The organism is Necropsobacter massiliensis, assembly GCF_000827595.2.
Lineage (GTDB): Bacteria > Pseudomonadota > Gammaproteobacteria > Enterobacterales > Pasteurellaceae > Necropsobacter > Necropsobacter massiliensis.
This window is the reverse complement of sequence record NZ_LN776180.1, coordinates 30420-50535: the sequence shown is the minus strand read 5'-3', so window position 1 is coordinate 50535 and position 20116 is coordinate 30420. Positions and strand designations below refer to the sequence as shown.

General features: G+C 44.1%; 19 protein-coding genes. 17 read left to right on the top strand and 2 right to left on the bottom strand.

What is annotated here, in order from left to right:
- The first annotated feature begins 13 nt into the window (after positions 1 to 13).
- The 13 genes from wbaP to hflC all read left to right on the top strand — a co-directional run bounded on the left by wbaP (position 14) and on the right by hflC (position 13694).
- Positions 14 to 1429 carry an undecaprenyl-phosphate galactose phosphotransferase WbaP gene (wbaP, locus tag BN3349_RS02865; RefSeq protein WP_040975771.1) on the top strand — a complete coding sequence of 472 codons (1416 nt, stop codon included), beginning with the start codon at positions 14 to 16 and terminating at the stop codon, positions 1427 to 1429.
- A 16-nt stretch (positions 1430 to 1445) separates the two neighbouring features.
- Positions 1446 to 2525 (top strand): acyltransferase family protein, encoded by a 1080-nt coding sequence (locus tag BN3349_RS02860; protein ID WP_040975769.1) that lies wholly within the window; start codon positions 1446 to 1448, stop codon positions 2523 to 2525.
- 269 nt (positions 2526 to 2794) lie between these two features.
- Positions 2795 to 3820: a dTDP-glucose 4,6-dehydratase gene (gene rfbB, locus BN3349_RS02855; protein ID WP_048736490.1), complete on the top strand. Its 1026-nt coding sequence runs from the start codon at positions 2795 to 2797 to the stop codon at positions 3818 to 3820.
- Between the two features lie 124 nt (positions 3821 to 3944).
- On the top strand, positions 3945 to 5249 hold the full coding sequence (pepB, locus tag BN3349_RS02850) for an aminopeptidase PepB (RefSeq protein WP_040975767.1): 1305 nt from the start codon (positions 3945 to 3947) through the stop codon (positions 5247 to 5249).
- 17 nt (positions 5250 to 5266) lie between these two features.
- Positions 5267 to 5692: a nucleoside-diphosphate kinase gene (ndk, locus tag BN3349_RS02845; protein ID WP_040975765.1), complete on the top strand. Its 426-nt coding sequence runs from the start codon at positions 5267 to 5269 to the stop codon at positions 5690 to 5692.
- Between the two features lie 248 nt (positions 5693 to 5940).
- The gene (gene metK, locus BN3349_RS02840) at positions 5941 to 7095 is read left to right on the top strand and encodes a methionine adenosyltransferase (RefSeq protein WP_040975763.1); all 1155 of its coding nucleotides are present in this window, start codon (positions 5941 to 5943) and stop codon (positions 7093 to 7095) included.
- A 52-nt stretch (positions 7096 to 7147) separates the two neighbouring features.
- Positions 7148 to 7660, top strand: coding sequence for a SprT family zinc-dependent metalloprotease (locus tag BN3349_RS02835; protein ID WP_040975761.1), 513 nt, complete (start codon positions 7148 to 7150; stop codon positions 7658 to 7660).
- A 65-nt stretch (positions 7661 to 7725) separates the two neighbouring features.
- Positions 7726 to 8304: an opacity family porin gene (locus BN3349_RS02830; RefSeq protein WP_040975759.1), complete on the top strand. Its 579-nt coding sequence runs from the start codon at positions 7726 to 7728 to the stop codon at positions 8302 to 8304.
- A 182-nt stretch (positions 8305 to 8486) separates the two neighbouring features.
- On the top strand, positions 8487 to 10367 hold the full coding sequence (gene htpG / locus BN3349_RS02825) for a molecular chaperone HtpG (RefSeq protein ID WP_040975757.1): 1881 nt from the start codon (positions 8487 to 8489) through the stop codon (positions 10365 to 10367).
- A 79-nt stretch (positions 10368 to 10446) separates the two neighbouring features.
- Positions 10447 to 10713, top strand: coding sequence for a DUF5339 family protein (locus BN3349_RS02820; RefSeq protein ID WP_040975756.1), 267 nt, complete (start codon positions 10447 to 10449; stop codon positions 10711 to 10713).
- Positions 10714 to 10751: 38 nt separating this feature from the next.
- The gene (locus BN3349_RS02815; protein WP_040975755.1) at positions 10752 to 11468 is read left to right on the top strand and encodes a 4'-phosphopantetheinyl transferase superfamily protein; all 717 of its coding nucleotides are present in this window, start codon (positions 10752 to 10754) and stop codon (positions 11466 to 11468) included.
- A 112-nt stretch (positions 11469 to 11580) separates the two neighbouring features.
- Positions 11581 to 12810, top strand: coding sequence for an FtsH protease activity modulator HflK (hflK, locus tag BN3349_RS02810; protein WP_040975754.1), 1230 nt, complete (start codon positions 11581 to 11583; stop codon positions 12808 to 12810).
- The gene (gene hflC / locus BN3349_RS02805) at positions 12810 to 13694 is read left to right on the top strand and encodes a protease modulator HflC (protein WP_040975752.1); all 885 of its coding nucleotides are present in this window, start codon (positions 12810 to 12812) and stop codon (positions 13692 to 13694) included. The genes hflK and hflC overlap by 1 nt, the downstream gene beginning before the upstream one ends.
- 42 nt (positions 13695 to 13736) lie before the next feature.
- Here hflC and yjgA read toward each other — a convergent pair whose 3' ends face one another.
- On the bottom strand, positions 13737 to 14267 hold the full coding sequence (gene yjgA / locus BN3349_RS02800) for a ribosome biogenesis factor YjgA (protein WP_040975751.1): 531 nt from the start codon (positions 14265 to 14267) through the stop codon (positions 13737 to 13739).
- A gap of 116 nt (positions 14268 to 14383) precedes the next feature.
- Between yjgA and pmbA the strand changes: the two genes are divergently transcribed.
- Together pmbA and hpt are read left to right on the top strand one after the other, a co-directional pair.
- Positions 14384 to 15739 (top strand): metalloprotease PmbA, encoded by a 1356-nt coding sequence (pmbA, locus tag BN3349_RS02795; RefSeq protein WP_040975749.1) that lies wholly within the window; start codon positions 14384 to 14386, stop codon positions 15737 to 15739.
- Positions 15740 to 15991: 252 nt separating this feature from the next.
- Positions 15992 to 16531 (top strand): hypoxanthine phosphoribosyltransferase, encoded by a 540-nt coding sequence (gene hpt / locus BN3349_RS02790; RefSeq protein WP_040975748.1) that lies wholly within the window; start codon positions 15992 to 15994, stop codon positions 16529 to 16531.
- Positions 16532 to 16619: 88 nt separating this feature from the next.
- Here the strand turns inward: hpt and BN3349_RS02785 are convergent, their stop codons facing one another.
- Positions 16620 to 16937, bottom strand: coding sequence for a DUF5339 domain-containing protein (locus BN3349_RS02785; RefSeq protein ID WP_040975747.1), 318 nt, complete (start codon positions 16935 to 16937; stop codon positions 16620 to 16622).
- Positions 16938 to 17396: 459 nt separating this feature from the next.
- On the opposite strand from BN3349_RS02785, the gene BN3349_RS02780 reads away from it, so the two are divergent.
- Together BN3349_RS02780 and cydB are read left to right on the top strand one after the other, a co-directional pair.
- On the top strand, positions 17397 to 18962 hold the full coding sequence (locus BN3349_RS02780; RefSeq protein ID WP_040975746.1) for a cytochrome ubiquinol oxidase subunit I: 1566 nt from the start codon (positions 17397 to 17399) through the stop codon (positions 18960 to 18962).
- 13 nt (positions 18963 to 18975) lie between these two features.
- Positions 18976 to 20112 (top strand): cytochrome d ubiquinol oxidase subunit II, encoded by a 1137-nt coding sequence (gene cydB / locus BN3349_RS02775; protein ID WP_040975745.1) that lies wholly within the window; start codon positions 18976 to 18978, stop codon positions 20110 to 20112.
- Positions 20113 to 20116 lie beyond the last annotated feature (4 nt).

Here is a 20116-nt window from a genome sequence, read left to right as displayed (position 1 = left end):
TAGGGAATTATGAATGAAAAAAATCTTTTTTTGTAAATTTACCCTTGCCTTAAGTGATTTTATATGTCTGAGTTTATCTATTATTTTTGCTTTTTATTTGCTTGAAGCATGGACAGGTCAACTCAGCCGTTATGTGCCTACAGAGCAAATAGAAGAGCGTTTCTTAATTCATATCATTCTGTCTTTTATTGGTATGGGATGGTTCTGGGTTCGTTTACGCCATTACACCTATCGAAAACCGTTTTGGTTTGAATTAAAAGAGGTTTTACGAACTATTGTTATTTTAGCCGTTATTGAATTAGCTACAGTTGCATTCTCAAAACTATATTTTTCGCGGTATTTATGGATATTGACGTGGGTCGTCGCTATTATAATTGCTCCTCTTATGCGAGTATTTCTGAAAAAACTTTTGATTAAATCAGGAATGTATTTACGGGATACAGTTATTATTGGCGGAGGTCAAAATGCACTAGACGCATATTACGCTTTAATGAGTGAGCCATATTTAGGGTTTAATGTAAAATATTTTATTTCACCACAACAGAATGAGATGTTAAAGGATGTTAATATTCCTGTTCTTAATGAAAGTGATAATTTATGGAAGTCATCGATTAAAAAATCAGATCAATTTATTATTGCACTTGAAGAAGATGAAACTGAATTGCGCAATACATGGCTACGTTATTTCTCAACAAGAAAATATCGTTCTGTTTCTGTTATTCCTACTTTACGTGGATTACCGTTGTATAGTACCGATATGTCATTTTTATTCAGCTATGAAGTAATGCTGTTGCGTGTAAATAATAATTTAGCAAAACGAACTTCCCGATTCTTAAAAAGAATAATGGATATATTGGGGGCGTTAAGTATTATTATTCTTATTTCTCCTATTTTACTTTATCTTTATTTTGCTGTTAAAAAGGATGGTGGAAATGCAATATATGGGCATCCCAGAGTAGGTAGAAATGGTAAAATTTTTAAGTGTTTAAAATTTAGATCTATGGTTGTTAATTCAAAAGAGGTTTTGGATGATTTATTGAAAAATGATCCGGAGGCTCGCGCTGAATGGGAAAAGGATTTTAAATTAAAAAACGATCCCCGTATTACTAAAATAGGGCATTTTATTCGTAAAACCAGTTTAGATGAACTGCCGCAGCTTTTTAACGTATTAAGAGGCGAAATGAGTTTAGTTGGTCCACGCCCAATTGTGAAAGACGAGCTTGAGCGTTATCAAGAAGATGTGGATTATTATCTAATGGCAAAACCAGGAATGACAGGGCTTTGGCAGGTTAGTGGACGAAATGATGTAGATTATGAAACTCGGGTTTATTTTGACTCTTGGTATGTAAAAAACTGGTCACTTTGGAATGATATTGCAATTTTGTTTAAAACAGTGAAGGTTGTTTTTAAACGAAGCGGAGCATATTAAATTTGTTGGAACTTATATGAAATCACTTAATACAAATTATTTTTCTAGAATAGATCATCTTCGTTTTTTTGCAGCAATGCTTGTGATCTTTCATCATTTTAGAGGTAAGTTGACTTTAGATAGTGCAACAAATTTTGGGGATTATTTTGTTAGAACATGGTTAATAAATGGTTCCACAGGAGTTAGTTTATTCCTGTTTTTAACTGGTTTTTTGTTTTGTATTATTAGTGGATATGGTGATAAAAAAATTCAATATAGAGGATTCATTTATAATCGGATTTTACGTATTTTTCCTCTGATGGTGTTAATGGTTTTTATTGTTATTTCTGTGAACAGAGCGCATTCTACACCGATGGATATTTTCCGGATATTGACATTACAGCTTAATACCGGGCATTCCTATACTGGTTGGGGGCATGAGGCTTATCCTTCAGGTCCGATATGGACAATAGCTGTTGAATTCCAGTTTTATTTATTGTTTCCTTTTCTTGCATTATTTTTGGCTAAATATGGTTTAAAGTATTTATTTGCAGTGATTATATTATCGGTAGCATTAAGATTTAATATTGCGAATTTAGTAGATAGACCTATGTATTGGAATTTTTATCATACTATTTTGGGGCGCTTAGATCAGTTTGTTTTGGGAATGATTTTTGCAGTGTTATGGAAGAGAAATTATTTTTATTTATTTAAGTTTAAATTGGTTTCTTCTTTCATTATAATAATGTCTATTTCTGTTTTAATGTATTTATTCTCCTTTGAGAAGACAGACTCGATTTATGTATATTTTTCTTTTACAATTGAGGCTGTGTGTTGGGGACTAGTTACAGTTGCTTACTTTACTGTGAAGTTGCCTAATATAAAGTTTATAGATATAGGATTAGCTAAGTTGGGAGAAATTAGTTTTTCTCTATATGTTTTGCACTTGCCATTAGGTAATATGATCCAAAAAATATTGAATTTTCCTCCAGCAACAAATGTTATAGATTCTTTATCTCTGACATTAGTTAAGATAATTCCTATTATTTTAGTTTCATTTTTTACATTTTATGTTATTGAGAAACCTTTTATGTCGTTACGAGTAAAATATACCTAGATATATAAGCTTTTGAAAGGTTAATTTATGAAAAGAAAAGTAGTTGGCTTTCTTCTAGTTAGCATTTGGGGATAATATGTAGTAGGTCCGAATATAGCAGAAAATATTAAACGAAATATTATAGGTTAGATGTTTATTTAGCATATTTTGTATAAATGGTGAGTGAATATTTGTCAGGTAGGGAGAATAGGAGGAGGAAGCTCTTCGGCTTTATTATGTTATTTGATAGAACAGGTTTTGTTATACTTCTTTAAGTAGTTGGAAAAATAGTGAACACTCTACTCATCACCGGCGGCGCAGGTTTTATCGGTTCTGCTGTTATTCGATATATTATCAATAATACGCAGAATATTGTGGTGAATATTGATAAGCTGACTTATGCCGGAAATTTATCTTCTCTGACTTCTATCACAGATAATTCGCGTTATTTTTTTGAAAACGTGGATATTTGCGATTCTGTGGCATTAGAGCTTGTATTTGCACGGCATCAGCCTGATGCGGTAATGCATTTGGCGGCAGAAACTCATGTAGATCGCTCAATTAACAGCGCAGGCGAGTTTATCCAAACCAATATCGTCGGTACGTTTCAGCTTTTGGAAGTGGCGCGCCGTTATTGGCAGAGCTTGGAGGTTACTCGCAAGGCGGCGTTCCGTTTTCACCATATTTCCACCGATGAAGTTTATGGCGATTTAAAAAGTGCGGTCGGTTTTTTCACAGAGTTTTCACCTTATGCGCCGAGCAGTCCCTATTCCGCTTCTAAAGCCTCAAGTGATCATCTGGTGCGTGCGTGGTTTCGTACTTATGGTCTGCCTGTTATAGTAACGCATAGCTGCAATTGTTACGGACCTTATCAATTTCCAGAAAAGCTGATTCCATTAGTGATTTTAAATGCGCTGAATGGTAAAAGATTGCCACTTTACGGCAATGGTATGCAAGTTCGTGATTGGTTATTTGTGGAAGATTTGGCATGTGCATTATATCAAGTCTTAATACGAGGCAAGATCGGCGAAACCTACGATATTAGTGCGCATAATGAAAAAACCAATATAGCGGTAGTGCGTATGATCTGCGACTTATTGGAGCAACTGGCGCCGAATAAGCCACTCGGCGTGGCAAAATACGAAGATTTGATTACTTATGTTGCCGATCGCCCGGGACATGATAGCCGTTATGCTATTGATGCGTCTAAAATTCGGCGTGAGTTAGGGTGGAAACCGGTAGAGACGTTTGCAAGTGCTATGCGTAAAACTGTGGAATGGTATCTGAATAGTCAAAATGCTGAATTTTATCGTTAGAGCGTTCTGTTTGTCAGCGTGTTTGTAAAACATCCCATTTAATTTTTTCTTAACAATTAAGACACAAATTGAAAAAACTGGTATAGTTCCGCTGTACCGGTTTTTTTGTATAGGATATCAAGTTATGAAGGTGTTGCTTTCTTTTTCGCCCGCATCTGACGGTTGGGGTAGCGGTGCGTTGCTCAGTTTCAGCGATAATCAGGCGGTGATTCATGTAAAAAGCGATGAAAAAACAGACCGCACTTTAATTCAAAAGGCAGCGCGTAAGTTGCGCGGGCAGGGGATTAAGGCGGTCGATCTGGTTGGTGAACAATGGGGGCTGGAGTTTTGTTGGGCGTTTTATCAGGGATTTTATACCGCAAAGCAAGATTATTCGGTTGAATTTCCGCATTTGGATGATGAGCCGCAGGCGGAATTGTTGGCGCGTATTCAATGCGGTGATTTTGTGCGGGAAATCATTAATTTGCCGGCATCGGTGGTGACACCACAGGAACTGGCACAGCGCGCGGCGGCGTTTGTTAGCGAACAAGCGGCGGAATATGCCGATAAAAGTGCGGTGTCTTTTCAGATTATTTCCGGCGAAGCCTTGTCGGCGCAAGGTTATCAGGGGATTTGGCAGGTCGGTAAAGCCTCAGCCAACAAACCGGCAATGTTGCAGCTGGATTTTAATCCGAGCGGCGACCCAACAGCACCGGTTTTTGCCTGTTTGGTCGGCAAGGGTATCACCTTTGACAGTGGCGGTTACAGCCTTAAATCAAGCGAAACCATGAGCACGATGCGTACCGATATGGGCGGCGCGGCATTATTGACCGGTGCGCTCGGCATGGCGATTGCCGGCGGGCTGAATCGACGGGTGAAATTGTATTTATGCTGCGCGGAAAATATGGTCAGCGCAGATGCCATGAAACTGGGCGATATTATCACTTATGCCAACGGCGTCAGCGCGGAAGTGTTGAATACGGATGCGGAAGGACGTTTGGTGCTGGCAGACGGTTTGATTGAAGCAGATAAGCAACATCCGCAGTTGATTCTTGACTGCGCGACATTAACCGGTGCTGCGAAAGTGGCGGTGGGCAATGATTATCACTCGGTGCTGTCTATGGATGACGCGTTGGTCGCACAATTGTTTGAGGCGGCGAAATGTGTGCAGGAGCCTTTCTGGCGTTTGCCGTTTGAGGAATTTCACCGTGCACAGATCAGCTCAAATTTTGCCGATATCGGTAATATCGGCGCTGTGCCGATGAGCGCGGGCGCCAGTACTGCCACGGCATTTTTATCTTATTTTGTCGCGCAATATCAGAAAAACTGGCTGCATATCGATTGTTCAGCGACGTATCGTAAATCAGCGAACGATCTGTGGGCTGTCGGCGCCACCGGGATCGGGGTGCAGACGCTGGCGAATTTTTTATTATTGAAAGCGAACGGATAGCGCAAAAGGGGGAATTTATGGCGCAGCAACGAACGTTATCCATTATCAAGCCGGATGCGGTGGAGCGCAATTTAATCGGGCGGATTTTGGCGCAATTAGAACAACATGAATTTCGCATTGTTGCCGCAAAAATGGTGCATTTGACGAAAGCGCAGGCACAAGGATTTTATGCCGAGCACGAAGGCAAAAGTTTTTTTGCCGCGCTGGTGGACTATATGACCTCGGCGCCGGTGCTGGTTTGCGTGTTGGAAAAAGAAAACGCAGTGAAAGATTACCGCACTTTAATGGGCGCAACCGACCCGGCAACGGCAGAGCAAGGCACTTTGCGCCATGAATTTGCGCAGAGTAAAAGCCGGAATTCCGTACATGGCTCCGATAGCCTAGACAGTGCGGCGCGTGAAATTGCCTATTTCTTTGTCGATTCAGAGATTTGCCCGCGATAAAACCATGCCTTACGCAACAGATAATCAGCGCTGAATTTTTAACCGCCGCATAATCAACACATTATGCGGCGCTATTTTTTGGCAACGCAGCTGATTATTACTTAAGATATTCGCGGCTGCTCGCTGTTTTCGCGCATCAGCGCTAATCCATTTCGGTGCGGAAATAGCGCTTGCCTTTTAAGCAAAAAAGCGTATTATAGCCGTCCAGACGGAAAAACATCTAAACGAACAGCGAATAAAGGAATCTTATGTCATCATATTTATTTACTTCCGAATCCGTATCGGAAGGTCATCCCGATAAAATTGCCGATCAGATCTCGGATGCGGTATTAGACGCAATTTTAAAACAGGATCCAAACGCGCGCGTTGCCTGCGAAACCTATGTCAAAACTGGCATGGCGCTGGTTGGCGGCGAAATCACGACTTCCGCTTGGGTGGATATTGAGCACTTAACCCGTCAGGTTATTTGCGAGATTGGTTATGAACATTCTGATATGGGATTTGACGGGCATTCCTGCGCGGTATTAAACGCGATCGGTAAGCAGTCTTCCGATATTAATCAGGGCGTTGATCGTGGCAATCCGCTCGAGCAGGGCGCAGGCGATCAGGGCATTATGTTCGGTTATGCCACCGATGAAACGGATGTGTTGATGCCGGCAGCGATTACTTATGCTCACCGTTTAATGGAACGTCAGGCACAGGTGCGTAAAAACGGTACGCTGGCTTGGTTGCGTCCCGATGCCAAAAGCCAGCTTACGCTGAAATATGACAATAATCGCATTGTTGGTGTGGATACGGTGGTGCTTTCCACTCAGCATAGCGATGAGGTCAGCCAGAAAACCGTGCATGAAGGCGTCATGGAAGAAATTATTAAACCGGTGTTGCCGGCCGAGTGGTTGTCCGCGTCAACCAAGTTTTTTATTAATCCGACCGGACGTTTTGTGATTGGCGGACCAATGGGCGATTGCGGTTTAACCGGGCGTAAAATTATTGTGGACACCTACGGCGGTGCGGCACGTCACGGCGGCGGTGCGTTTTCTGGTAAAGATCCGTCGAAAGTTGACCGTTCCGCCGCTTATGCCGCCCGTTATGTGGCGAAAAATATTGTTGCTGCGGGGCTGGCGGCGCGCTGCGAAATTCAACTGTCGTATGCTATCGGCGTTGCCGAACCGACCTCGATTATGATCGAAACTTTCGGCACCGCAAAAGTCAGCGAAGCCTTATTGGTGAAATTAGTGCGCGAATTTTTTGATTTGCGCCCTTACGGCTTAATCAATATGCTGGATTTAATTCGACCGATTTATCGTCAAACCGCCGCCTACGGGCATTTCGGGCGTGAACAGTTCCCTTGGGAAAAAACCGATCGCGCACAGGAACTGCGTGCTGCCGCGGGGCTAAAATAAGTAGTTTGATTGATTGGCGCGGACAATTTGTTTGCGCCTTTGCTTTTTTCTTATGTCCGATCAAGATACCCAATTTCGTCATCTTAATATGCAGGTGCAGCGTAAATTACACGCCTGTTTGCAGCTTGCCGAACAGCATTTTGAGCGCGCTTTTCCGCCGCCGACGGTAAATTATCGCCTGCGCGGTGTAAAAGCCGGCGTCGCCTATCCGGCGCAAAACGAAATCAGATTGAACCGCACTTTATTACTGGAAAATCCGCAGGCGTTTATTGCGCAGGTAGTGCCGCATGAATTGGCGCATCTTATCGTGTATCAGGTGTTTGGACGGGTGAAACCGCATGGAACTCAGTGGCGAGCGCTGATGACCGAGCTTTTTCAGCTGCCAGCGGAAACCTGTCACCGCTTTAATGTGGCAAACGTGCAGGGAAAAACCTTTATTTATCAATGCGCTTGCCGCCAACATCAGTTAAGTGTAAGACGACATAACAAGATTCAGCGAAAAAGTGCGGTTTATTTTTGCCGCAAATGCCATCAGCCGTTATCCTTAGTCAATCCGAATAATTAGATGAATTTACGCAGCAGGTGTGCTATATTTCTCACGCTTAATGACTAATCAAAAGGAGTAAGTGCATGAGAAAATCATTATTGGCTATCGTTATTGCGGCATCAGGCGTGGCGTCAACGGCGGCTGCAAACTGGTATGTTGAAGGTGATTTAGGCTATTCTAAAATCAAAACTTCCGGGCTGAATTATGGGGAAATTAATAAAAGTAAGTTCACCCCAAGTGTGAGCGTCGGCTATAAATTTATCGACTGGCGTTTGGCTGTGGACTATACCCATTACGGTAAATCGGAATACAGTTATAGCGGCAACGGCGTGGTCGGTAACGGCGAGATGAAGATTCAAGGATTTGGGCTTTCCGCGATTTACGATCTGCATTTAAATACGGATCTGCAACCTTATATCGGGGTTCGCTTATCTTCAAACGTGGTTGAGCTGGACGAACATTATCGCCACGGAAGCGGCACTGTGTATACCTACAGTGAAGATACTGCCAAATTCGGCTACGGCGCTTTTGCCGGTGCGAGTTATCAGCTGGCGCCAGATTGGGCATTGACCGGAACGGTTGAATATAATCGTTTAGGCAAAATCAATGATGTCAAAATCAATCAATACGGTGCCAAAGTCGGTTTGCGTTACACATTCTGATTTCTTGGTTATGCAAAAAGTGCGGTAATTTTTACCGCACTTTTTGGCTGCACTGTCGTTTATTTTCTCCTGTTTTCCTGTTCCCGTTCGCTGAAAAAATCAGCGATTAGCCACGTAATCATGCTTGAAATCCTCGCTTTTGTTCCTATATACAACAACATTCAGTCACAGAGGATATTATTATGAGTAAAAATCAAGAAACCCGCGGTTTTCAGTCGGAAGTCAAACAACTGCTACATTTGATGATTCATTCGTTGTATTCCAATAAAGAAATTTTCTTACGCGAATTGATCTCAAACGCCTCGGATGCGGCGGATAAATTGCGTTTTAAAGCGTTGTCGGCACCGGAATTGTATGAGGGCGACGGTGATTTAAAAGTACGCATCAGTTTTGATGAGGCAAAAGGCACGCTAACCGTCAGCGATAACGGTATTGGTATGACGCGTGAACAGGCGATTGATCATCTAGGCACGATCGCCAAATCCGGAACGAAGGAATTTTTAACCGCACTTGGCAGCGATCAGGCGAAAGACAGCCAGTTAATCGGACAGTTCGGGGTGGGATTTTATTCCGCCTTTATTGTTGCCGATAAAGTCAGCGTGAAAACGCGTGCTGCCGGGGCAAGCGCGGATAGCGGCGTCTTATGGGAGTCCGCCGGCGAAGGCGATTACACCGTTGCGGATATCGAGAAAAAAACGCGCGGTACGGAAATTACATTACATCTGCGCGATGAAGAAAAAGAATTTGCTAGTGAATGGCGGTTGCGCGAAATTATTGGTAAATATTCCGATCATATCGGTCTGCCGGTTGAAATTCTAGCTAAAGAATATGATGAAGAAGGCAAAGAAAGCGGCGTTAAATGGGAAAAAATCAATAAAGCGCAGGCATTGTGGACGCGAGCAAAAAGCGATATTTCGGATGACGAATACAAAGAATTTTACAAACATCTAAGTCATGACTTCGCCGATCCGCTGCTGTGGGCGCACAATAAAGTGGAAGGCAATCAGGAATATACTAGCCTGCTGTATGTGCCGTCGAAAGCGCCTTGGGATTTGTTTAACCGTGACCATAAACACGGGTTGAAGCTCTATGTACAACGCGTGTTTATTATGGATGATGCACAACAGTTTATGCCCAATTACCTGCGTTTTATGCGCGGTTTGATTGACAGTAATGATCTGCCGTTGAATGTTTCCCGTGAAATTTTACAGGATAACAAAGTCACCGCGGCGCTGCGTAAGGCGCTGACCAAGCGTTCGCTGCAAATGCTGGAAAAACTGGCGCAAGACGACAAAGAAAAATATCTGCAATTCTGGAAAGAATTCGGCTTGGTATTGAAAGAAGGTCCGGCGGAAGATTTCGCCAATAAAGACGCGATTGCCAAATTATTGCGTTTCGCTTCTAGCAAACAAGACAGCAGCGAGCAGAATGTGTCGCTGGAAGATTATGTGGCGCGCATGAAAGAAGGGCAGAAAGCGATCTATTATATTACCGCTGACAGTTATATTGCCGCCAAAAATAGCCCGCACTTGGAGCTGTTTAACAAGAAAGATATTGAAGTGTTACTGTTATCAGATCGGATCGACGAATGGATGTTAAGCTATTTAACCGAATTCGACGGCAAGCCGTTGCAGCCGATTAGCAAAGCCGATCTGGATTTAGGCGAGCTGGCGGATAAAGAGGAGGACGCACAAAAAGCACAGGATGACGCGCTCGGTTCATTTGTGGAACGGGTGAAAACCTTGCTTGGCGACAGAGTAAAAGCGGTGCGTTTAACGCATCGTTTGACCGATACGCCGGCGCTAGTGTCCACCGATAACGATCAAATGACCACTCAAATGGCAAAACTGTTTGCTGCCGCAGGTCAGAGCGTGCCGGAAGTGAAATATACTTTCGAACTGAATCCGCAGCATCCGTTGGTGCAGAAAACCGCCGATATCGCCGATCAGGACGAGTTTGCCGATTGGGTGGAACTGCTGCTGGAACAGGCGATGCTGGCAGAACGCGGTGCGCTGGAGAATCCGTCGGCGTTCATTAAGCGTGTAAACCGGTTGTTATCTTAGTAAATTTGGATAGAATATAAGTGTTGTGCGTCTTGGAGGCGGCAGCACTTATTTTTTGCACGTTTTATAAGGACGACTTATGAAAAAAATGCTGTTCGCGGCGCTTTTCTTGTTATCAGCCTGTTCAATGAGCGGTTATAAAACAGAAAAATTATCTGCAAGTTGTCAGCTTTATTTTGCGCATATCGAACGGAATTTAGCGGCTTCCACCTTGGCGGCGGATAAACTGGCGGCGATTGCGCGCGGATTTGACAACACCAAAGCCGGGCTAAAAACGCTGTCCGTTGCGGGGCAGGAGCGTATTTGCAAAGCGCGTCTGGCGCAGTTGACGCGGCAGAAAAAATAATATCCGCCCGTATTTTGCGACTGTTCTTGGAATAAAGCATGACATTATTGATTGCCTGCGGCAATATTCAACAACATTATCCGCTACAGGATATACCCGCCGATTTATTAACCGATGAATTATTATTCCAGCCGAATGAGAATCCTCGCGTGCGCCAGCGTCATCGTTGTCGCTGGGTGGCGCATTTTCTATTGTGGGAACTGCTAAAAAAAGCGCAAATTGATACCGCACTTTTAGGCAATATTTCGCGTACTGTAAGCGGTCGTCCTCAGTTTTCGCTGCGTCATATTGATTTCAACATCAGTCATTCCGGCGATTGGGTGGCAGTTATTTTACAGATAAAACGGGCATCCTCTGACAGTGTAGTGGGGATTGATATTGAATATGCGCAAAAGCCGCGAAATTACACCGCACTTTTACGTCATTTTGCCGCCGAAGCTGAGCAACAGTGGTTTATGCGTCAGCAAGATGCGACGGGCAGTTTTTATCGTATCTGGTGTTTGCGCGAAGCGCTACTGAAATCGCAAGGTGTGGGGATTGTGAAACTGTCGGAAGTACGCCATGATCCGCTGTGTTTATCACTTCACTCGGCATATTGTCCGCGCGGGCAGCTGATTTTCAGTGCCCAATTCCCTTTTTATTTAGCCTTTTTCGCCAATGACGAACCGGTTGTAGCCCATTGTTTTCGCTGGGGTCAAGACGGTTTAGCAGCGGAAGAGCTGGAGCATTCGATAGTCTATTCGGTAAATCATTGAATTGCCCTCTTTAAAATCACAAAATCGACCTTAAATAATAGCGACTTTCATTAGACTTAGCGTGATATTTTGTTTAGACTGTGTAACAATTTTTTGACAAATGGAGAGAAGCATGTCCTTTAACGGTTCAGATCAAGATCCTTGGGGTAAGCCGGGCAGTAACGGAAAAAAGCCCGAGCACAATCAGCCGAATGACGGTAAACAAAAGCCGAATTGGAATGATGACGCGCCCCGTGATAATCAGCAGTCGCCGCCCGATCTCGAAGAAGTATTCGGTAATTTGCTGAAAAAATTGGGTGGCGGTAATCGAAACGGCGGCAGCAAAAAACCGTCGTTCAATGCCGGTAAACTGTTGCCGATTGCCGTTGCCGCCGGGGTTATTCTGTGGGGTGTGAGCGGATTATATACGGTCAAGGAAGCGGAACGCGGCGTAGTATTGCGTTTTGGCGAGTTGCATTCGATTGTGCAGCCCGGTTTGAATTGGAAACCGACTTTTGTTGATCGCGTGGTACCGGTTAATGTGGAACAAGTCAAGGAGCTGAGAACGCAGGGTTCCATGTTAACGCAGGATGAAAATATGGTGAAAGTCGAAATGACGGTGCAATACCGCGTGCAGGATCCCGCCAAATATCTGTTCAGTGTCAGCAATGCGGACGACAGCTTGAATCAAGCGACGGACAGTGCGTTGCGCTATGTAATCGGACATATGTCAATGGATGATATTTTAACCACCGGACGGGCTATTGTGCGTGAAAACACTTGGAAAGCTCTGAAAGATATTATTCAGCCGTACAATATGGGGCTGGATATTCTAGATGTGAACTTCCAGTTTGCGCGCCCGCCGGAAGAAGTCAAAGCTGCGTTTGATGACGCGATTAAAGCGCAAGAGGACGAACAGCGTTATATCCGTGAAGCGGAAGCCTATGCCCGTGAGCAGGAACCGATTGCTCGCGGTGATGCACAACGTATTATTGAAGAGGCGACCGCGTATAAAGATCAAATTGTGTTGAATGCGCAGGGGGAAGTAGAACGTTTCCGCCGTTTATTGCCGGAGTTTAAAGCTGCGCCGGATTTATTGCGCGAACGTTTGTATATTCAAACCATGGAAAAAGTAATGGCGAATACGCCGAAAGTGATGCTGGATGGTAATAACGGCAATAACCTAACCGTGTTGCCGCTGGAGCAGATTTTGACTGGTAAACAGGCAAAAGCGACGCCGAGCGCGCAATCGAAAAATGACCTATCACAAAGTGCGGTCAGTGCGAAGCCGGTTTATGGGGAAAACAATCCGCCATCTCATGCACCACACAATTCGGAAAATCGTCAAGGGAGATTTAATTAATGCGTAAATTGTTAACTCCGATCATTATTGTTCTGATCGCCGTAATTTATTCAAGCATTGTGATCGTCGATGAAGGCACGCGCGGTATTATGTTGCGTTTCGGTAAGGTGCAGCGTGATGCCGATAATAAGGTGGCGGTGTATAATCCGGGACTGCATTTTAAAATTCCGTTTATCGACAGTATCACCGTGCTGGATGCCCGCATTCGCACCTTAGACGGACAGGCGGATCGTTTTGTCACCGTGGAGAAAAAAGACTTGCTGGTGGATTCCTATGTAAAATGGCGGGTAAGTGATTTCGGGCGTTTCTTCACCGCGACCGGCGGCGGAGATTATACTCAGGCGTCGAATTTACTGCGTCGTAAAGTCAACGACCGGCTGCGTTCCGAAATCGGTTCTCGAACTATTAAGGATATTGTCTCCGGCACGCGTGGCGAATTAATGGCAGGTGCCAAAAAAGCCTTAAATAACGGACAGGACAGCACATCGGAACTGGGTATCGAAGTGATTGATGTGCGAGTAAAACAGATAAATTTGCCGGACGAAGTGTCTTCTTCCATTTATCAGCGCATGCGCGCCGAACGTGATGCCGTTGCTCGCGAGCACCGTTCGCAAGGGAAAGAAAAAGCGGCGTTTATTCAGGCGGATGTTGACCGTAAAGTGACCCTGATTCTTGCCAATGCGAATAAAACCGCACAGGAATTGCGTGGTAACGGTGATGCCGCAGCGGCGAAATTGTATGCTGAGGCATTCAGCAGTGAACCGGAATTTTACAGTTTCGTGCGCAGCATGAAAGCCTATGAGAATAGCTTTGCCGAATCGGAAAATATGATGATTCTGAAACCGGACAGCGACTTCTTCCGCTTTATGCAGGCGCCGAAATGATCGGCAGATAACAAAACCGGGTGAATTTCTTCACCCGGTTTTTCATTCTACTAAGATTAATGTTTTTAAATATTGGTAAATTTCCCGGTAAGCTTTCGGTGGCTTGTTTTGTTCCTGTTCTTTTTGTGCCGCGCGGATTAGGTTGCGTAATTGCTGGCGATCTGCTTGCGGGTAATCGGTAAGTAGCTGGCTCAGGGCGTCATCGCCTTTGGCAAGAAGTTCATCACGCAGCAATTCTAATTTATGCAGCATCGCCTGTTGATGATTGTGTCGGTTTTCGACTTTATCCAGCGCTTCCTGAATCGGGGCGACATTGGTGTTGCGCAAGAGTTTGCCAATATATTGCAGCTGCCGACGTTTGGCTTCTTTCTGCAAACGGCGGGCAAGTTCCACCGCATCCGACAGGTTGTCATCCAGCGGAATTTTAGCTAAGTTGGTTTGGGTTAAATTCACCAGTTTTTCGCCCAGCTTCTTTAACACTTCGGCATCTCGCTTGATTTCGCTTTTGCTGACCCAGATAATTTCTTCTTGCTGTTCTTCCCAATCAAATACGTCTTTTTTGCGTTTTGCCATTATTACGTCCTGCATTAAAATAAAAACCGCGTTAGTTTAGCATAATTTCGCCCGAATTAGCGAGACGGCGCAAAATAAGCTAAAATGCGTAACATGTTTAATACAAAGGTTTCATTATGGAAAATCAACAAAATTCGACCGCACTTTTAAAACAGCAAGAACAAGCATTGCGCGAGGCGGTGGAATATGCACTTGATACGGCACGCAAAGCCGGTGCCAGCGCGGAAGTATCGGTAACGAAAGTCAGCGGGCTGTCAGTCTCCGCCCGTTTGCAGGAAATTGAAAATGTGGAGTTTAATAATGATGGTGCGCTGGGCATTTCGGTATATCTGGGGCAGCAAAAAGGCAATGCCTCAACTTCCGATTTAAGTCACCGCGCAATTAAAAGTGCGGTGGAAGCGGCGTTGGCAATTGCGAAATATACCTCTCCTGATGATTGTGCAGGCTTAGCCGCGCGGGAATTAATGGCTTTTGAGGCGCCGGAGCTAGAATTGTATCATCCCGCGGATATTGATGTGGAGCGCGCGGCGGAGCTGGCACTGCGAACGGAACAGCGCGCGCTGGATTATGATAAGCGGATCGTAAACAGCGAAGGTGCGGCGTTTAATTCTCATACCGGCGTCAGGGTGTATGGTAACAGTTATGGCATGCTGCAAAGTTATTTGTCGAGCCGCTATTCGTTATCTTGTTCTATGATCGCCGCCCATGGTGCGCAGCAGGAGCGTGATTATGAATATACGGTGGCGCGTAATATACACCGGCTGGAAAGCGCGGATTGGGTTGGAACTCACTGCGCGCAGAAAACCCTGGCGCGTTTGCAACCGCAGAAAATCGCAACGCAGGAAGTGCCGGTGGTGTTTTTAAATGATGTGGCGACCGGTTTATTCGGGCATTTGGCGGCGGCGATAAGCGGCGGCAGCTTGTATCGTAAAGCCAGCTTTTTGTTAGATCAGTTGGGTAAACAGATTTTGCCGGATTGGTTTCAGTTAAGCGAGCGACCGCACTTAATCGGGCAGCTGGCATCATCTCCTTTTGACAGCGAAGGCGTTAAAACGGTTTCGCGCGAGATTATTACACAGGGGATCTTGCAGACATATTTGCTGACCAGTTACAGTGCGCGCAAACTGGGAATGCAGACTACCGGTCATGCCGGTGGGATTCATAATTGGTTGGTCAAGCCGAATTTAAGTGGCGGATTGACCGCACTTTTACGCCGAATGGGGCGCGGTTTGCTGGTTACCGAGTTAATGGGACAAGGGGTTAATCCGGTGACCGGCGATTATTCCCGTGGCGCAAGCGGTTTTTGGGTGGAAAACGGCGAGATTCAATATCCGGTGGCTGAAATTACAATTGCCGGTCAGCTGACGGATATGCTGCGTAATATGATTGCGGTGGCGGATGATATTGAGCACCGCTCGAATATTCAAACCGGCTCGGTATTACTGGCGACAATGAAAATTTCGGGCAATTAAATTAATTTCATAAATGAGAATAATTCTTATTGACAATAATGACGATTTTGTTAAAATGAGCGCGTTTGTTAAGTATTGCGGTTAAAAGTGATTGGGTAGAGGTCATTTTTAGGATACTCCAAACAAAAGTAGAGTAGAAAGTAAATTCGTTAGGGTATTTGAAAAGCTGGAGTTTATACTTCAGCTTTTTTTTTGCTACAATACGCGCGCTCATCCGTAGAACAGAGATAACTTATTGATAAAGGGATAGTAATGAAAAAACATCATGTTGATATTTTAATTCCGCAGCAAGAGGTCAAAACCCGTATTCAGGAATTGGGACGTGAAATCACGCAATTTTACCGACATAAACGGGCGGATAAAGTGATTATCGTCGGTCTGCTGCGCGGTTCTTTTATGTTTATGGCGGATTTGGTACGCGAAATCCAGCTGCCGGTGGAAATCGAATTTATGACAACCGCAAGCTACGGTTCGGGTATGACGTCAAATCATGATGTGAAGATCAGCAAAGATCTGGACGGCGATATTAAACACGAGCATGTTTTGATTGTGGAAGATATTATTGATACCGGTTATACCTTGCAAAAAGTGCGTGAGATTTTAAATTTACGTGAACCGGCATCGCTGGCGATCTGTACCCTGTTGGATAAGCCTTCCCGGCGCGAGGTGGAGGTGCCGGTGGATTGGGTCGGATTTTCTATTCCTGATGAGTTTGTGGTTGGTTATGGCATTGATTATGCACAACGCTACCGTAATTTAGGTTATATCGGTAAAGTGGTGCTGGAGGAATAACGCTGCAATAGCGTTATGTTTTGAATAGACCAAAAGAAAAAAGCTTGCGCTCTGAGCATGATTCGCAAGCTTTTTTCCATATGGCTGTTTATTGTTGTTTAGACGTTAGCTTCGCTAATCCGATATCGCAACTTCGGATTTGGGTGGCAAGTTCCATTTCAAGAATTTGCTGCTTGCTTTGGTTCAATTTGCTTTTAATTTTACGTAACTGGGTGTGGGTGCCCGGTTGTTTTTCTGCTTCGGCAATCAGATTTTCTGTTTCTTTAAACAGCTTTTCACACTGCTGCGGTAATGCCTGAATTTCTTTTTGTTTTTCTGTCGGCTGTGCCTGTGCTGATAACGAAACCGCGGTGAGTGCGGCAACTGCGAAAAAAGCCGTCAGCACTGATTTTATTGTTGTTTTCATTAAGACCCCTTTATTAATTTTTAAATACTAAAAATCAAACGCAACGAAAGTTATCAGAATATCGGGGCAATGTCTAGTATTGGTTGGTTTTTTATTCCGTCTTGTGATCATGCGCATAATAAATGTTGTAAAAATGTTAATAGGATATACAATTTGACCTATATCAATAGATAATATTATACCTATTTATTATTATTTTTGATTTAAATACAAAAATGTGATCGGTATTGCATTTTTACTGTTTTTTATCCTTATCTTTAGTAGTAGAATACGTACCTGTCTTGGGGTACCTATGATAATAATTAATTACTGGCTGTAAAAATAGTGTGAATTTTATGTTGTAGTAATAATTATAAAGGTAATTCAATGGAGCTTGCTTAAGGAACATTCTTTTAAGCGTATGGGGTGATTACATGGTAATCATTTGTGAAGAACTTGTAGCATTTACAAGGAGTTGAGATGTTAGACGTTGTTGAACTCTCTAGATTGCAGTTTGCATTAACTGCGTTATATCACTTTTTGTTTGTGCCGTTAACGCTGGGATTATCCTTTATTCTGGTGATAATGGAAACGCTTTATGTAGCGACAGGCAAAGAAGTTTATAAAGATATGACAAAATTCTGGGGTAAGTTATTTGGTATTAACTTTGCTCTGGGGGTCACCACTGGTATTACGATGGAATTCCAGTTCGGTACCAACTGGTCATATTATTCTCATTATGTCGGTGATATCTTCGGTGCACCGCTTGCGATTGAAGCATTGTTAGCATTTTTCTTAGAGTCAACTTTCGTCGGGTTGTTCTTCTTTGGCTGGGATCGTTTATCAAAAGGCAAACATTTGTTAACAACATATTGTGTGGCTTTCGGTTCAAACTTATCGGCAATGTGGATTTTGGTGGCAAACGGCTGGATGCAGAATCCGATTGGTTCCGAGTTTAATTTTGAAACCATGCGTATGGAAATGACCAGCTTTATGGAGTTGTGGTTAAATCCGGTAGCACAAAGTAAATTCTTACACACCTTATCCGCCGGTTATGTATCCGGTGCGTTCTTTGTATTGGGTATCAGCGCATACTATATTTTAAAAGGACGCGATCTTGGTTTTGCCAAACGTTCTTTCTCCGTTGCGTCGGTATTCGGTTTAATTTCCGCACTTACCGTATTGGTGATGGGGGATGAGTCCGGTTATGAAATCGGTCAGACACAACCGGTAAAATTAGCCGCGATGGAAGGGGAGTGGCATACTCAGCCAGCACCGGCGTCGTGGAATATGGTTGTTGTTCCGAATCAAGCGGAGCAGAAAAATGATTTTGCCATTCAGATCCCTTATGCTGCGGGATTAATTGTGACCCGTTCTATTGATAAACAGTTCGCCGGTTTAGTTGATTTACAATCGCGCAATGAAGCGCGTGTACGCAATGGTATTGTCGCCTACGGCTTATTACAACAGCTAAAAGCGGAGAAAAAAGCGCAAGGTCAAGTAAGCGACGAGCTAAAAGCCCAGTTTAGTGCGGTTAAAAATGATCTTGGTTTTGGCTTATTGTTAAAACGCTACACCGATAACGTTGTGGATGCGACGGATGCGCAAATCAAAGCTGCGGCTGCGGATACTATTCCGAATGTCGGACCGACTTTCTGGTCATTTCGCGTGATGATGCTGTGCGGCGGTTTGATTTTACTTCTGATGCTTGCAGCCTTTGTGCAGAACGTACGTAAAACCGTAGGTCGCAGCTCGTTATTGCTGAAAGCCTTATTATGGGGGCTGCCGTTGCCTTGGATTGCCATTGAAAGCGGTTGGTTCTTAGCCGAATACGGTCGTCAGCCGTGGGCAATCTATGATGTTCTGCCGGTCGGTGTCGCCGCTTCTAATTTAACGACGGGCGATCTGTGGTTCTCTATCGGCTTAATTTGTGCCTTGTACACCATATTCCTTGTAGTCGAAATGTACTTAATGTTCAAATATGGTCGTCTAGGTCCAAGTTCGTTAAAGACCGGTCGTTACTATTTTGAACAATCATCTAAATAAGCAGGAGCGCACTATGATTGATTATGAATTGCTACGTTTTGTTTGGTGGATCTTAGTCGGTGTATTGCTTATTGGATTTGCAGTAACTGATGGATTTGATATGGGCGTTATCACGCTATTGCCTTTCGCAGGTAAAAAAGAGGTGGAAAAACGCATTATGATCAACTCAATTGCACCGCACTGGGACGGCAACCAAGTTTGGTTATTAACCGCCGGCGGTGCAATGTTCGCCGCTTGGCCGATTGTTTATGCCACCTCATTTTCCGGATTTTATATTGCGATGATTCTGGTGCTTGCCGCCTTATTCTTCCGTCCGGTAGGTTTTGAATATCGTGCCAAAATCAACAATCCGACATGGCGTAGCGCATGGGATTGGGGCTTGTTCTTAGGCGGTTTTGTGCCGTCATTGGTGTTCGGTGTCGCATTTGGTAATTTATTACAAGGTGTGCCGTTTGAATTCAACGAATTAATGCAGGTTACTTACACCGGTTCATTCTTTGCGTTATTGAATCCATTTGCTTTATTGTGCGGTCTGATTAGTTTAGCGATGTTAACCACACACGGCGGCGCATGGCTGCAAATGAAAACTACCTCTGAATTGCGCGAGCGTGCTCGTGTTATTACGCAGGTAGGTGCATTTGCAACTTTGATTACTTTCGTGTTGGCCGGCGTTTGGTTGTATTTTAAAGACGGTTTTGTCGTGACCAGCGTGCTTGATCACAACGCACCGTCTTCACCGCTTGGCAAAGAAGTGGTGACTCAAGCCGGCGCATGGTTTGATAATTACAAGGCGGCACCGATATTGTTGCTCTTCCCGGCATTGGCGGTGGGCGGCGCATTGTTGAATATTCTGGCATCAAAGGCGAATCGCTGCGGATTGGCGTTCCTGTTCTCGTCATTAACCATGGCGGGTATTATTCTGACCTGCGGTATTTCCATGTTCCCGTTCATTATGCCGTCAATTACACATCCTGAAATGAGTTTACTGATGTGGGATGCCACTTCAAGTGAATTGACTCTGACGTTGATGCTTGGATTGGCATTAGTATTCGTTGTGATTTTACTGGCGTATACGATTTGGGCATATATGAAGATGTTTGGTCGTCTTGACAGTGATTTCATTGAAGAAAACAAAAACTCATTATACTAAGGAG